We start from the raw sequence: 14,744 nt of genomic DNA, 5'->3' as shown, positions 1-14,744 counted from the left end.
CGGTAGCAGGGGGACCCGCGATGCCCACCCGATTCGCCACAACTCGACCCGGCCTCACCCTCGTAGTGGCCGGCGTCCTCTTCCTCGTGCTCGCAGCAGTCGCTGCCGGTGCGATGAATGCACTGTCCCTGAACAGGTTCGAGGCGACCAACGCCCCGTCTGCGGCAGCCGAGGCGCTGCTCAACGACACCTTTCAGACCGGCACACCCAACATCACCATCCTCGTCACCGCGAAGACCGGCGACGTCGACAGCTCGGCCGTCGCCGCGGACGGGTTACGTCTGACCGAGTTCGTCGACACCTTCCCCGGCATCGACGACACATGGTCCTACTGGACCGAAGAGGTTCCGACCCTCGCCGCCGGGGACGGCAGCTCGGCGCTGATCCAGGCGTGGGCACCGGGCGACGCCACCGAAATCCGGCAACAGGTCCTTCCCGCTCTCGACGAGGCACTCAGCCGGTCGGCTACCTCGAACATCGACATCGCTCTCGGCGGCAGCGACGAGGTGTTCCGCTCCGTCGCAGAACAATCCAGGACCGACTTTCTCCGAGCAGAGCTGATCATCGCCCCGCTGGTGATCGCACTGTTGTGGGCCGTCCTACGGCGGCTCCGTCTCGCCGCAGTGGTCTTCGCAACCGGACTGTTCTCCGTCGTCGGCACCCTGGCCATCATGCGCGTGGTGGCAGCCTTCACCGAAGTATCGACCTTCGCGGCGAACATCGCGCTGGTGATGGGCATTGCACTCGGCGTCGATTACGGACTGTTCCTGATCTACCGCTTCCGAGAGGAAGCCCGCCGCACCGCTGACCTGACGTTGGCCGTGCAGCGAGCAGCGCAGGCAGCCGGACGCACCATCATGTTCTCCGGCGCCACCGTCGCCGCGTCACTGGCCGTTCTGCTGGTCTTCCCGTTCCCGTTCCTGGCCTCGTTCGCCTACGCCGGGATAGCCGTCGTCGCCACCGCCGTGCTCGCCGCTACGGTCGTACTCCCGGCCGCATTGGTGCTGCTCGGGCACCGCGCCTTACGGCGCAAGGAACCGGACACCGACGGAAGTACCGTGTGGCGGCGGATCACCGTGGCCACGACCGGCCGACCTGCAGTGTTCGCGATCGCCGGTGTGGTGATCTTGATACTGCTCGGAGCGCCGGTACTAGGCGTTCGGTTCGGCGCACCGGACGATCGCATCCTGCCGCAGTCGGTTCCGGTCCGCGCCCTGTACGACACCATCCGCGACGACTACGCCAGCGAGGATGCAGACGCAATTCTGCTCGTCGCACCGACCATCGCACCGGACGGCCTCGCTCGGTACGCCTCCGATCTCGCAGCACTGCCCCAGGTGCTACGAGTGGACAGCGCACTGGGCACCGTCGAACCCGACAGGGCGCTCACTGCTCCACCGAACGGCGCCGTCCGTTTCACTCCCGACACCGCAGGCAGCTACCTCTCGGTGGTACCGACTCGCGAATCACTGGACGACAGAGCCGGATTCGTCTCCGCGGTACGGTCGGTGGAGCCTCCCGGCCAGGTACTCGTCGGCGGCTCACCCGCGATGCTCGACGACTACACCGACGGCGTCACCGCCCGGCTCCCGCTCGTGGCCGTGCTCATTGCACTGATCACCTTCGCCATTCTGTTCGTGATGACCGGATCGATCATCGCCCCCATCAAAGCCACCATTCTGAATCTGCTGTCACTGACGGTCATGTTCGGTGTCCTGGTGTGGGGTTTTCAGAACGGCAATCTTGCTGGGCTGCTGGGTTTCACCCCTACCGGTGCCATCGAGCCGAGCATCCCCATCCTGATGTTCTGCATCGCCTACGGCCTGTCGATGGACTACGAAGTCTTCCTGCTCTCGCGCATCAAAGAAGAATTCGACCGTACCGGAGACAATCGCCAATCCATCATCGATGGCATCTCACGCTCCGCACCCGTCGTCACCGCAGCAGCTCTCATCCTGGCCGCATCCTTCGCCACCTACGCCACTTCCGGGGTGACCTTCCTTCAGCAACTCGGAATCGGCATGGCACTGGCGGTCCTGATCGACGCCACCGTCATCCGAGCGATCCTCGTCCCCTCCATCATGGCCCTGACCGGCCGCTGGAACTGGTGGGCACCGCGCCCACTGGCACGCCTGCACCAGCTCATCGGCATCACCGATGCTCCACGCGTCGATACACCTGGTACCGAAGTCGACCCTGGAAGACCCAAAACCCCTGTATGAGCACTGCACTCGCACGCTCCCAGCCACCACATCCCCGCCCCGATCGGAGTACCCCATGCTCGACAGCCGCCATCACCCCCTCTCACGGCTCCTCGCCGCGATTGCGATAACCGTCGCGTCGACCGCCATCTTTCTCGGTGGAACGGCCATCGCCTCCGCGCAGCCGACCCGATCGGACGTGATCGACGTACCGGTGTCCTTCACAGTCCGCAACACCAACGACACAGCCGTCCCGTGCACCGCCGACGGCGGAACCTACACCATCCGTGGCCATCTCACCGCTCCCGCAGAGGGTTTCGGCAACGCCATCACCCTCTACGAACACGGCATCGCAGCCGGCGAATGGTACTGGCGTCTTCCAGTCGAGGGATACCACCACACCTACGAAATGGCCGCTCGCGGACAGACCTCACTGACGATCGACAGACTCGGATACGACACGAGCGACGCTCCGGCAGGCGGGGCCATGTGCGTGGGGTCCCAAGCAACGATGGCCCATCAGATCGTCCAAGCGCTGCGTACCGGCACCTATCAATGGGATGCATCCGGAACGGCCCCCACCTTCGGGCACATCACCCTCGCCGGCCAGTCGAACGGCGGGCAGATCGTCCAGATCGAGGCCTACACCTTCGACGACGTCGACGCTCTCGTCGTCATGGACTGGGCCGATCGCGGACTGACACCCGAGGCCTACGTCAGATTCTTCGCCGCCACACCACGCTGCCTCACCGGAGGCTCGGCATCGGAAAACAATCCCGCCGCCAAGGGCTACACCTTTTACGACCAAGGAACCACTGAATTCGTGACAGGAAACTATGCCGATACCGAACAACAAGTAATCGATACAGCAGCGCCCTATCAGAACCAACACCCGTGCGGCGACATGCTTTCACAAGGCCCCGGAATTCTTCTCGACCTGGCCAAAATGTCGAGCATAGACATTCCAGTTCTCGGCCTCTACGGACAGGACGACGCACGCGTGCAATTCGGTGACGAACATATTGCATCGTTCACCGGAACATCGGACAGAAAGGCGATCACGATTCCTCACGCAGGCCATTACATGGGCCACGCACGGAACGCCGCCATCGTCTTCGACTCGCTCGACCAGTGGCTCGACGCCCGACAACCCCACTGACCGCATCAGATCGGCATCAAATAGCTGAACGCACTATTGCGAGCCTGTGCACTTAACCGTGTGCACAGGCTCACAATAGTGCTCGAATTACTGGCGGTATATCTGCGCTCGAACTGAAATTATATTGTTACGGGAATCACTTTCCGAACATTTGGAATTAACGTGAAAAGAATTGACTTATCGAAAACGTGGCGCTGTACTTGAAACCACGTACCGATCGGTGCGTTTCGCACAAAGCAGAAAATCTGCGACCACCTTCCTGGGGGAAGAAATGACTGTCACCACACCACCGTTCGATATCGCCAGTGAACTGACATTCGATCGCACTGTGCCGCGAAGCCTCGTCCACCGCGCAGCTGTCAGCGAGGTCTTCCTCACCGACGCTGCTGCGACGGGCGAGAACCGATTCGTCGTCGCCGCGCAGCTACCGCGAGGGCATGCCCTCTACAGCGACCGACTCGACGACCGGTACGACCCCATGATCCTCGTGGAGGCATGCAGGCAGGCCTCGATCCTGATCAGTCACCAGTTCTACGGAGTACCCAAGGACTGGGCGTTCGTCTTCCGCAAGGCCTCGGTGTCGGTGACCGACCTCGCTGCCCTCCAGGTCGGGGAAACACCGGGCCGGTTGGTCATCCGAGTCGAATTCGAGAAGCGGTTCCACGTCGAGGGGTACCTGACCGGGGCGGTCGGTAGGTACCAGACCGTTCTCGACGGCGTGCCTGTCGGCGAATTCGTCGGATCCCTGAGCTTCATGCCCAAGCAGATGTTCGCCGAGATGCGCGCGGCCGGGCGGGCAGCGAAGAACACCCCCGATCAGCCGTATACCTCTGCCGCCGTGCCGCTTCCGCCTGCACGCGTTGCCCGGCGGGACTCGAAGAACGTCGTCATCGCCTCCACCGGCACCGAACACCCCGACACGACGTACGAGGTCGTCGTCGACAACAACCACCCGTCGCTCTCCGATCACAAGGTCGACCACGTCTCGGGGATGCTCTTGACCGAAGCGTGCAGGCAGGCATCGGTGTGCGCCGTCCTCGACACCCACTCACTGCCGGAATCGTCGGTCGGTTCCCCGGTGCGCTACGACATCCAGTTCCTCGACTTCGCCGAACACGAGCTTCCTGTCTACTGCCGCTTGATCGACACCGCACCCACCGAGTCCGGGACTGGGATCGTCGCATCTTTCGAACTCGTCCAGGGTGACGTCGTCATCGTCCGCTCGCAGGTCGAGGTGGGATGACGATGTCCGACAACAGTATCGACACCGGTCCCCTCGTTCTCGTCGTCGACTACGGCGGCGTCCTGACCAACCCCATCGCCGACACCATCGCGGCGTTCACCGAGTACATGTCCGTGCAACCGGAGGACCTGATGGGTGCCCTGTTCACCGCGCACGATGACCCGGACGAAACGATCATGGCCCCGCTCGAACGCGGCGAAATCACCGAAGCGGCCTTCCTCGACCGAGTCGGATCGGCACTGGAAACCATGACCGGACGCGCTATCGACCTGTCACAGTTCCGGCCGGCATGGTTCTCCGGCCGGGTCCCCAACTCGGAACTTCTCGACTACTTGCACACGCTGAAATCCGAAGGACGAACTCTGGGACTGTTGACCAACAACGTCCGAGAATGGGAACCCGAGTGGCGAGGAATCGTCCCCACAGGCCTGTTCAGCGTCGAGGTCGTCTCCGCGAACGAAGGTGTCCGCAAACCCGAACCCGAAATCTACCGCCGGACGACCGAACGACTCGGCGTCCCTGCCGCTCGATGCCTGTTCGTCGACGACGACCTACGCAATTGCCAAGCCGCCCGAGCGCACGGAATGCAGATACATCACTTCACCGACACCGCGGGAGCCATCGAGGCAATCGACGCCTGGTTCGGACGCCAGCAGCCGGCCGCGCAACCCACCGCGGACGCGCTCCTCGAGGAGTCCGCATGAGCACCCCCGAACCGCTGCAGTCGGCCCCCGAACGCTGGTGGACGCTGACAGCGGTCTGCCTCGGAACATTCATGCTGTTCTTGGACCTCACCGTCGTCAACGTCGCACTGCCCGCGATACAACGAGACCTCTCGGCCAGCTTCGAGCAGTTGCAATGGGTGATCGACGCCTACGCCCTGGCACTGGCCGCGTTTCTGCTCACCGCCGGCTCGATCGCGGACAGACTGGGCCGCACCCGGATCTTCGCCGTCGGCGCGCTGGCCTTCACCCTCGCGTCCGTGGCTTGCGGTCTCGCTGGGTCAGCAACTCTGCTCAACGCAGCACGTGGAGTTCAAGGCCTCGGCGCGGCCATCATGTACGCCGTCGGCCCAGCGATGATCGCAGCGACGTTCCACGGCCGCCAACGAGGAACCGCCTTCGGCATCTTCGGGGCCACCTCGGGCATCGCCATCGCTGCGGGACCGTTGATCGGAGGCATCCTCACCGAAGTGGACTGGCGATGGGTGTTCTACCTCAATATCCCTGTGGGACTGATCATTCTGGCCGTCGTCGCTCTGAAAGTCCGGGACCACCAGACATCGACCGCGCGCCGCGGTCTCGACCCCCTCGGTCTGGCACTGTTCTCCGCAGGTCTGTTCGCGTTGATCTTTGCAATCATCCGGGCACCCGTCGTGGGATGGACCGACCCACGTACCGCGGTAGCGTTGGCGGTCGGTGTGCTCGCCCTCCTCGGCTTCGCTGTGGTCGAGCGCCGCGTCCGCAATCCCATGCTCGACATGGTCCTGTTCGGAAACCGTTCCTTCAACGGCCTGTCCGCGGCAACGTTTGCGATCAACTTCGCCGTCACGGCCACCATCTTGTTCTCGGTGCTGTGGATGCAAGGCGTGCTGGGCTACTCGGCTATCGAGACCGGATTGAGGTTCCTGCCGCTTACCGGCGTCCTGCTGATATCCGGTGCCGTGGGCGGAATACTGAGCGCCCGGATCTCGACATCGATTCTGATCGGAATCTCGCTGTTGTGCACAGGAATCGGGTTTCTGTTGTTTCGATTCGCGGACGTCGGTGACAGCTGGACGGCGTTGTTACCGGGGTTTGTGATCGCGGGACTCGGTATGGGACTACACAATCCACCCCGTGCGAGCGCGGCAGTGGCTCTCGTTCGGGCCGAAGACTCAGGGATGGGAGCTGGGATCAACGAGACATTCCAGCAGGTCGGTGCGGCATTGGGCGTGGCGGTACTCGGAGCTTTGGCTCATCGCACCATCGAATCCGAACTCGACACCGCGTACGGATCCGCCCTGACTCCGGCCCAGCTCGACGCCACCGTCGACGCCGTGGCCTCCGGGGCCGTCGCGGCGCTGCAAGAGACCGGGCAGGACGTTGGGGTGGCAGCAGAAATCGCGTTCATCTCGGCGCTGCATCAGGTCACGACGATCGCGGGAATCGTCACCCTCATCGGTGCGATCGCGGCATTCACCCTCATCAGACGCAAGGACTTCCTCGTCGACCCCGCGGCAGCAGACCCGCACGCAGCGGCCTCTCCCCTACCCCGCGACGCGCCGTCCACCGGATACGAGGACGTGATCTCGGCCGAACAATCCAGCCTCGCCCCGCCTCGCCCGTCAGGAGTCCGGACATGACCGAGCACACCGTCCTCATCGTCGGCGCGGGCCCCACAGGTCTGACGCTTGCTTGCGAGCTCGCCCGCAGGAACGTCGACCACATGATTATCGACGGCAAGTCGGGGCCCTCGACCGAACCGAAAGCCCTCGTACTCTGGAGTGCCGCCCAGGAGAGCCTGCGCATCCTCGGTGTCGATCCCGCGGTATTCGATGCCGGCGTCACTCTCGACCGAGCGTCGTACTGGTCGAAAGGGTCACAGATCGGCCACGTCGACTTCACCGGCCTCGACCAGCCCGGCCTGCACAAACCACTGTCCCTTCCGCAGCCCCTCGTCGAGGCAGCTCTCCTCGAGCTCTACCAGGCGCTGGGAGGTACGGTCCGCTGGCGGCACAAGTTCCTCGGTGCCCTCGATCCGGACCCTGCCGGGCCCAGCGACGGGGCGAGGGCGTCATTGGTCGGTCCGAGCGGAATCCGCTTCACCACAACAGCAGAGTGGATCGTGGGCACCGACGGTGCACACAGCACCGTGCGGAAAACAGCGGCCATCGACTTCGACGGCGACAGCTACGACGACGCTTTTCTGCTGGTGGACGGCACCCTAGAAACCGATGGGTCGGTCGGGGAGGCTCAGTACCATCTCCACCCGGACGGGGTGACGGTCGTCGTCCCGCTCCCAGGTGGTGGACACCGGGTATTTCTCGGACACCGTCAGTCCGCTTCCCCTGCGCTCATACCGCCGACTCAGATCACCGATCGCGCCAACATCATGCTCGGCCAACGCGGCCTCGGCCGCTTCCGGGTCAGTAATGTGCTTTGGCAGAGCGACTTTCGAGTACACCGGAGACTGTCCTCGCGCTACGTGTCGGGCCGATTCATCCTTGCCGGCGACGCTGCACATATTCACAGTCCTGCGGGAGGTCAAGGTATGAACACCGGAATACAGGACGCGGCGAATCTCGCGTGGAAACTTGCAGCAGTAGCGGTCGACGGAGCCGATGCAGCACTACTCGAAACATATGAACTCGAACGACGACCCGTCGCAGAATCGGTCGCCGCGATGACCGATCTTCAGACGAAACTGTGGACAACTCGTGCTGCCGTTTCGCGGTGGATCCGCGACCGAATCCTCGGAATCCTCTCGGCGACAGGGCTCCTCACCCGGCGTGTCGTTCCTCAACTGGCGCAGATCGATACGGCCTACGGCCCGTCAGTGGCCCGCGGGGGCGGGCGCGGTCGAACCATCTCGCCGGGCAAGTTCCTGCCCCCGCATCCCGTCCAGTTCGACGGAGAGGTCGACAAGTTGCTGCCCGACCTCCTCGATGACCGACGAGTCCTGGCGCTGGCCACCATCACCAGTATCGACGAACTCCGGGCCTTACATGCCATCCTCGACTCGTGGGGGTCGCGGCTGCACGTCGTGGTCGTGGTCCACTCCCCCACCACACTTCTGAGCGCAACTCCCACCGTGATCGACACCCACGAGATCGTTTCGAGCGAGCTCGGACAGGGCGGTGTCGCTGTCGTGCGTCCCGACCGCATAGTGGGCATGACCGGCTCGCTGCAGAACCCTGCAGCCATACGGACCTACCTCACCGCAGTGGCCGGACCCGCGGACACACAGGCAGTCGAACGCGGTCGACCCGAAACGAGCGCCTCCAAGGAGACAGCATCATGACCGACTTCCCACACGTGAACCTCGGAACAGGCCTCGAAGTATCCGCACTCGGATTCGGCGGCATGGCATTGACCTCGATGTACGGCGAATCCGACCCCGACCAAGCACTGAAGACCCTGCATCACGCCGTCAACCTCGGCATCGACTTCATCGACACCGCAGATGTGTACGGCCTCGGGACCAACGAGGAACTGATCGGCAGACTCCTCGCCGACCGTCGCGACGAGGTCACCGTCGCCACCAAATTCGGTATCGATACCTCCGTAACCGAACCCGGCCGCAGAAGCCGCGGAGACAGGGCTTACGTCCGCCAGTGCATCGACAACAGCCTGCGTCGCCTCGACGTGGACGTCGTCGACCTCTACTACCTTCACCGGGTCGACCCACACATCCCGATCGACGACACCATCGGAGCGATGGCCGAGCTCATCGCCGACGGAAAAGTCCGGCACATCGGAGTATCGGAAGTAACCGCCCCCGAACTAGAACGAGCGCACCGGACCCATCCGCTCGCCGCGGTCCAGTCCGAATGGAGCTTGTTCAGCCGCGACGTCGAGAACGCCATCGTCCCGACCGCAGCTCGACTCGGCATCGGATTCGTTCCCTACTCCCCACTGGGACGCGGAATGCTCACCGGAAAAGTGAAACAGGAACAGCTCGGCGACAACGACTTTCGGCGGTATCTACCCCGCTTTCAACTCGACGCATTCGAAACGAACACCGACGCCCTCGCCCCATTGACAGACATCGCGTCACAGCACGGATCCACGCCCGCCCAGATCGCATTGGCGTGGCTACGGGTGAAAGGTACACAGTTCGCGCTGCCCGTCGTTCCGATACCCGGCACTCGGAATGCGGATCGGGTCACCGAAAACGCGGGCTCGGTGCACATCGAACTCACCGCGGACCAGCTCGCCGTCCTCGACACCCTCGCCGACGCCGTCACCGGAACCCGAGCACCCGACATGAGTTGGGTATCAGCCGGCCGCGAATGACACGGGCACAACTGCACGGCACAGCCGCATTCCCGCCCCGTCGATCAGATCGACGGGCGGGAATTGTGCCGCCGGGAACCGGAGCGTCACTGCGCCGAAATGCCCGAATTGCGATGACTCCAACTACGGCCACGACGAAAGCGCCAGTGGCCCAGGGGATCCACGCGGGGTTGGCTCCCAACACGCTTCCCGTGGTCAACAGAAGAGTGACCCACACGGTTGCGGCGACGATATTCAACACCGCGAACCTCGAGAACGACAACGAGGAACCCGCAGCGAGACGTGGCCCCAAGGTCCTCGCGCCTCCGACGAAATGCGTGGTCACTGTCCCGACGCGCGCATCCCCCGAAAACAACTGACGTGCCCGAGCAAGCACCCTGTTGATCAGGCGCGCAAAGCGGCCTGCGCCGGCGATATCAGCGCGACACGATCCACGCCTGATGGACCGAAAGGCCAGCTGAGCCCCTGCTGTCGACGAAGCGATCAGGACGATCGCCGTCACGACGGGATCAAGTTCGCCCAGCCCCACGAGAGCACCGACCGCCAGAACCGTGCCAGTACCCGGGAGGAGAAACCCGACGAGCAAGCCGGATTCCACCAAGAGGATTGCGGCAGCCACGAGCAGAACCATCGGAGCACACCAGGAAGCGATTGAGGCTATGACATCGATGAACAGATCCATCAGATCCCCACGTCCAACGGTGACGGCCGCTGCCATCAAATACGAGTATTAACTCGTAGAATACCATTCGTCTGGATTCGCCGCCTGCGATAGCGTGACTACCGAGACAGAACTGCGGGGCTCAGGTGTGGCCCAGCGCAATAAGCGGCTGCTTCAACACCTACTCGCCTCTGAGCGTTGCCGACACCGATTCCCGTCCGCTTCTGCGGTCGAACGCCGCGAAGCAATCGGCGACAGCGTGCGCCCGATCCAGCGCCGAAGGAAATTCCGCGAGCTGCACATTCCACAATTCGCAGCACACCTCCAGCCGCGGAATGTTGGTTGCGGGGATCCCATGGGCACCGGCGGTCAACGCCGCGATATCTGCGGGCAGGTGGTGCCAACGCGACCGGACACCATGCCGGTGAAAGACCTTGCTCAAAAATGCCGCATGGATCTCCGGATCTGCGCCGCCGAGCGTGTTTCCAGCCAACACATCACTGAGCGCCGCGAGCTCCGTTCCAATGGTCAACGCGTCATGCTGCGCCTTTTCCACCAGCCGTCGACGGTGGTATCCGCTGAGCTGCAGGAATGTTGAATCCGCCCGTTCGAGCTGTGCCGATGTCAAAGGCAGCGCGAGATCCCACACCCTCCCGGATGCACCGTCGATCGCGGCGAGCTCGAAGGCCTCGTGAGCCTCGAACGACGGCCCCGTGGTGTGGACGTCAACAACGACGAGCTGCCGGCCCCTCATCCCCGCAACTCCCCCTGCCACACCGAATCGATACACGGCACACCCACGCCGGCAGTATCGACGTCGAATTCGGTCATCACCGCGGCGAACCTGTCCACGACGTGTCCTACGGCGTCCCCGCTTCCGTCGACGTTCACATCTCCACCGCTCTTGTCTCGCATGATCATTCACCCCCACCGATAGGCCAAGGCCCCTGTTGGCTGTCTCTGTCGATGCACACTAGCGTCAGGACCGGACACCACGAACAGCTCGAATTCTCATCCGCAGGCCAACGGGTCTGCCGTTCAAACGGTTGTCAGCCCTAACTACCAGTGACATCGCCCCCCAACACGAGGACCATCAGAAGCGGCCTGGCCGCAACGACCAGCTCAGCGGGTTCGCGGTTGCACCTCAGGTATCTCCACCCGTCGATTTGAGTCAAGGACGACGAGTTACAGCGGGGGCATGTGCCTGCTGCGACGAACACTCGTGGAGGTTCAGATGGGCGAAATAAAATGCCGACCGTTAATCCTGATCAGGGGGTTCGGCGGCGTCGATGTCGCTGATGATCAGCGTAGTGCGTATCAGGGATACAACGACGGCACGGTCTACCCCACCAAGCGTGGTGACAACTACATCTACGAGGGCTTCCTGCTCCGCGCACTGAAAGCGAAGAGGTACCGCTACACAGACGCGACCAACGTTGTGGGCTACTACGCGCAGAATGTCGAAGGACCCGCCGACACGGGCGAATACGACCCCTCTGATGTAGGCGGCAGCGTTGTCATCGATCCGCGCACGGCCGCGCGCGTTCTCAACGAGGCCACTTCCGGGACGATATGGGTGTACCGATTTTACGACCTCTCGCCGCGGACCCTGGCCCGATACGCGGAAGGGCTGGTCCGCCTCATTTCCCTGATCGAACGGTCGTCAGAACAGCACAACCAGACATTCGACGGCGTCGACGTCATCGCCCACAGCATGGGTGGGCTGGTTATGCGGGAGGCCCTGTTGGCGATGGAAGAGAACGCACACCATTCAGCTCAAAGACTGGTGCATCGCGTCGTCACCCTCGGCACACCGCACCGCGGGATTGCCTTTCAACGCGTGCCCCGCTGGTTGCTCGACCTGCTGCCGGGCGCGCGCGACGCAAGCGACGAACTGGCCTCGTTCTCGCCGTCGAGCACGAGGTTCTTGAAGGTCTTGGACGCGTTTCCGATCCAGCGGATCCTGACTGTCGTCGGCACCAACTACCGCACCTACGGCGCGAGCGGAGCTTCGTTGGCAAATCGGCTGTCCACCCTGTTCGACGGAGGTTCGCTAAGTACGAACCGCAGCGATGGGCTCGTCAAACAGTCCGCCGCGCAGCTTCCCGGCGCGCCCCGCACCTTCGTACACAAGTGCCACGGCGGGGTGGACTCACTGGTGACGTGCAGGGAATCCTACGAGATAGCGATGCGGTTCCTGCACGGGTCGCATCGCATCCAGCTCTGGCTCGACGAGGCAAAAGTCGAGCGGGGACAGGACTGTTTCGGAAAAAGTGAGTTCTACTTCGGGGTGACGATCAAACCGCGGTACGTGGACTTCGAGCTGTTTCACCAAAGCCCGGAGGCGGAGAACTGCTACGGCCCGTTCGACCGTCCGGACCTGCTCGGCGGGCCACCCGACCTGGAAGGTGAACTCAGGAATCCCCTGGACGATGCCGGCGATCGCACCACGGGGTGGGCTGGGCCGGATCGGTTGGTCTGGGAAGGCTGGGTCGATCAGGATGACAAACCTGACACGGACGTGCCGGGTCTGGTCTTCCGCCTCGATGTATACGTCGGCGAGAGAGACAGCTACGGCGTCGGGTTCTCCGACAACGTGATCTTCCGAAAGCAGTATTACGTACAGGTGTTCCCTCGCGCTGGTGGACCGGCCGTGTTCGTGCACACCGGTGAACGGTTTCTCGGCAGCAACGACCCGCAATACGAGGCCGAGCTGGGACTTCTCGCCGACAACACGGCCAACGGCGTGCAACAGCTGGCACGGAACGACGCCGGTGACTGGACGTTTGCCGTCGACGGAACCGGATTCGCAGGAGAATTTCGCATCGCAATCAATGCCGAACAATGATCGGACGACCGGCTGTTCGTACTGGTCGTGGCTGTCCGCTCCTAGACCTCAGTCACGATGACTGCAGGCTGACCCCGATCAAGCACGACTGCATCGTCGTCGAAATGGCCCCGCAGCATACTTAGCGGAACCAGCATCGACCTGCCGATAGCACCCGTAGCGTCGGCAGCTATCGCTCAAACTCAGCGAGTCGGAAACCCTGAAACAACATGGGAGTTCGCAGGTACAGTCGAAAGCCGCTGGGCTCGACGAAGGGTATGTGACGTTGACGATCGATGGCACCGTGCCGGACTTCGCAAACCGCATGACTGCGTTGGGATCTGCACGTTTCATCGGGCTACGTCCCAGCCAGAGCCAAGTTCTCAGCGCATATGCCGCAGAACATTTGGCCACTCCGGACCTGGCAATCGAAATGGGCACCGGCGAGGGCAAGACACTAGTTGCTCTGCTGATCGCTGACTACGCGCTTGATCAAGGCCGCACTGTCGCCTATCTGGCCGGAACACGTCAACTCGCCGAGCGGGTTCGAGCGGAAGCGGAGGAGCTCGGGTTGGAGGTGGTCCTTTTCGCGGGCAAGTCCTACGGCGGGACCACGCTCGACGACTACAACCAGGGTCAGGTCGTCGGCGTAATGAACTACTGGGTCTACTTCAACTCCAGCCCAGTCCCCGAGCCCGCCGACCTCGTTATCTTCGACGATGCTCACCTCGCCGAACAACCGTTGAGTTCTATGCAGACCTTTCGCATCCCCGACGAAAGCGGTGCGGCCAGGTCGCTCTATCGGACGATCTGCGGGTTCGTGATCACATACACATCGTCATACCCCGGACTGCACGCCATGCAGGACGGAACAGCCCGGTCTGGTACTCCGCCAGAACTACTGTCCTTCAAGGACTGGAAGACTCTTGAGGAACGTATACGTAACGCCATTGAAGCATCGCCGTACGTCGAGGCCCAAGAAGCCAAATATGTGTGGCCCACCATCCGAGACCACCTCGGGCATTGCGGGGTACTGATCGGGCCTTCCGGGATCGAGATCCGGCCCTATCATCCGCCGACAACCCTCAACAAGTGGTACTCACGTGCCAAGCAGCGTATCTACCTGTCGGCAACGCTCGGAACCATGGACGACCTGCAACGACGAGTAGGCGGCCGACAGATTATGGCCCTGTCAACCGCCGACCCGTTGAATGCGGCATCCACTGGTGAGCGTCTGTTCGTACTCAACCCCAGCCCAGACGAAGCGCTCGGTCCGAACACACTTGCCTGGGCGCTCGAACAGTCGGCCGAAGCGGGCGGCAGAACGGCGTGGCTGTGCTCGAGCCACGCAGAAGCCGACGCCCTACAGACCAAATTGTTGGCGGAAAAGCTCACTGTATTTAGGCTGAAGCCCAGTGACGACTCCGCATTCGACAGTTGGACTCACGCACCCTCTGGCCACCTCATCGCCGCCGGCCGCTACGACGGTCTCGACCTCGCCGGCGACCTGTGCAAGCTCGTCATCATCACATCGGTACCCCAAGCAAGCAGCGAATTCGAGCGCTTCGTCGTCGCTTATCTCGGTGATGCCAGCTTCATGCGACACCGCGTCGGCCAGCGCGTCACGCAAGCACTCGGCCGCGCCAACCGCGAGCC

Annotated in this window: 11 protein-coding genes; 9 read left to right on the top strand and 2 right to left on the bottom strand. The window is 62.9% G+C overall.

Annotated features, from left to right (window positions below; translation table 11 throughout):
- Nucleotides 1-20: 20 nt before the first annotated feature.
- From CH256_RS16065 to CH256_RS16035, 7 genes are all read left to right on the top strand, one after another.
- Nucleotides 21-2,222, top strand: a complete 2,202-nt coding sequence (locus CH256_RS16065; RefSeq protein WP_052069823.1) for an MMPL family transporter — start codon at nucleotides 21-23, stop codon at nucleotides 2,220-2,222.
- A 55-nt stretch (nucleotides 2,223-2,277) separates the two neighbouring features.
- Nucleotides 2,278-3,360, top strand: coding sequence for an alpha/beta hydrolase (locus CH256_RS16060; RefSeq protein WP_015586115.1), 1,083 nt, complete (start codon nucleotides 2,278-2,280; stop codon nucleotides 3,358-3,360).
- A gap of 271 nt (nucleotides 3,361-3,631) precedes the next feature.
- On the top strand, nucleotides 3,632-4,603 hold the full coding sequence (locus CH256_RS16055) for a ScbA/BarX family gamma-butyrolactone biosynthesis protein (protein WP_015586114.1): 972 nt from the start codon (nucleotides 3,632-3,634) through the stop codon (nucleotides 4,601-4,603).
- Between the two features lie 2 nt (nucleotides 4,604-4,605).
- Nucleotides 4,606-5,307: an HAD family hydrolase gene (locus tag CH256_RS16050; RefSeq protein WP_052047793.1), complete on the top strand. Its 702-nt coding sequence runs from the start codon at nucleotides 4,606-4,608 to the stop codon at nucleotides 5,305-5,307.
- The gene (locus CH256_RS16045) at nucleotides 5,304-6,947 is read left to right on the top strand and encodes an MFS transporter (protein ID WP_015586112.1); all 1,644 of its coding nucleotides are present in this window, start codon (nucleotides 5,304-5,306) and stop codon (nucleotides 6,945-6,947) included. Before CH256_RS16050 ends, CH256_RS16045 begins: the two co-directional genes overlap by 4 nt.
- Nucleotides 6,944-8,605, top strand: coding sequence for an FAD-dependent monooxygenase (locus CH256_RS16040; protein ID WP_015586111.1), 1,662 nt, complete (start codon nucleotides 6,944-6,946; stop codon nucleotides 8,603-8,605). The genes CH256_RS16045 and CH256_RS16040 overlap by 4 nt, the downstream gene beginning before the upstream one ends.
- Entirely contained in the window at nucleotides 8,602-9,600 is a 999-nt protein-coding gene (locus tag CH256_RS16035; RefSeq protein ID WP_015586110.1) for an aldo/keto reductase, read from the top strand. Before CH256_RS16040 ends, CH256_RS16035 begins: the two co-directional genes overlap by 4 nt.
- 842 nt (nucleotides 9,601-10,442) lie before the next feature.
- On the opposite strand, the gene CH256_RS16025 is transcribed toward CH256_RS16035, so the two are convergent.
- Together CH256_RS16025 and CH256_RS28125 are read right to left on the bottom strand one after the other, a co-directional pair.
- Nucleotides 10,443-10,910 carry a hypothetical protein gene (locus CH256_RS16025; protein ID WP_139278538.1) on the bottom strand — a complete coding sequence of 156 codons (468 nt, stop codon included), beginning with the start codon at nucleotides 10,908-10,910 and terminating at the stop codon, nucleotides 10,443-10,445.
- A gap of 101 nt (nucleotides 10,911-11,011) precedes the next feature.
- The gene (locus CH256_RS28125; RefSeq protein WP_155289035.1) at nucleotides 11,012-11,176 is read right to left on the bottom strand and encodes a hypothetical protein; all 165 of its coding nucleotides are present in this window, start codon (nucleotides 11,174-11,176) and stop codon (nucleotides 11,012-11,014) included.
- Between the two features lie 319 nt (nucleotides 11,177-11,495).
- On the opposite strand from CH256_RS28125, the gene CH256_RS16020 reads away from it, so the two are divergent.
- Nucleotides 11,496-13,109 (top strand): esterase/lipase family protein, encoded by a 1,614-nt coding sequence (locus tag CH256_RS16020; RefSeq protein ID WP_032375847.1) that lies wholly within the window; start codon nucleotides 11,496-11,498, stop codon nucleotides 13,107-13,109.
- 259 nt (nucleotides 13,110-13,368) lie between these two features.
- The coding region (locus tag CH256_RS27710) for a DEAD/DEAH box helicase family protein (protein ID WP_143536596.1) at nucleotides 13,369-14,744 on the top strand (1,376 nt) is incomplete at its 3' end.

The organism is Rhodococcus sp. 05-2254-6, assembly GCF_002258565.1.
In the GTDB taxonomy this organism is placed as follows: domain Bacteria; phylum Actinomycetota; class Actinomycetes; order Mycobacteriales; family Mycobacteriaceae; genus Rhodococcoides.
Note: the sequence above shows the minus strand (reverse complement) of the source record. Positions and strands in the feature narration are given on the sequence as shown.

Bases quoted from the DNA above. Each gene is read 5' to 3' on its own strand.
- CH256_RS16035 (WP_015586110.1), top strand. From the start codon at position 8,602: ATGACCGACTTCCCACACGTGAACCTCGGAACAGGCCTCGAAGTATCC.
- CH256_RS16020 (WP_032375847.1), top strand. From the start codon at position 11,496: ATGGGCGAAATAAAATGCCGACCGTTAATCCTGATCAGGGGGTTCGGC.
- CH256_RS16040 (WP_015586111.1), top strand. From the start codon at position 6,944: ATGACCGAGCACACCGTCCTCATCGTCGGCGCGGGCCCCACAGGTCTG.
- CH256_RS28125 (WP_155289035.1), bottom strand. From the start codon at position 11,176: ATGCGAGACAAGAGCGGTGGAGATGTGAACGTCGACGGAAGCGGGGAC.
- CH256_RS16065 (WP_052069823.1), top strand. From the start codon at position 21: ATGCCCACCCGATTCGCCACAACTCGACCCGGCCTCACCCTCGTAGTG.
- CH256_RS16045 (WP_015586112.1), top strand. From the start codon at position 5,304: ATGAGCACCCCCGAACCGCTGCAGTCGGCCCCCGAACGCTGGTGGACG.
- CH256_RS16055 (WP_015586114.1), top strand. From the start codon at position 3,632: ATGACTGTCACCACACCACCGTTCGATATCGCCAGTGAACTGACATTC.
- CH256_RS16050 (WP_052047793.1), top strand. From the start codon at position 4,606: ATGTCCGACAACAGTATCGACACCGGTCCCCTCGTTCTCGTCGTCGAC.
- CH256_RS16060 (WP_015586115.1), top strand. From the start codon at position 2,278: ATGCTCGACAGCCGCCATCACCCCCTCTCACGGCTCCTCGCCGCGATT.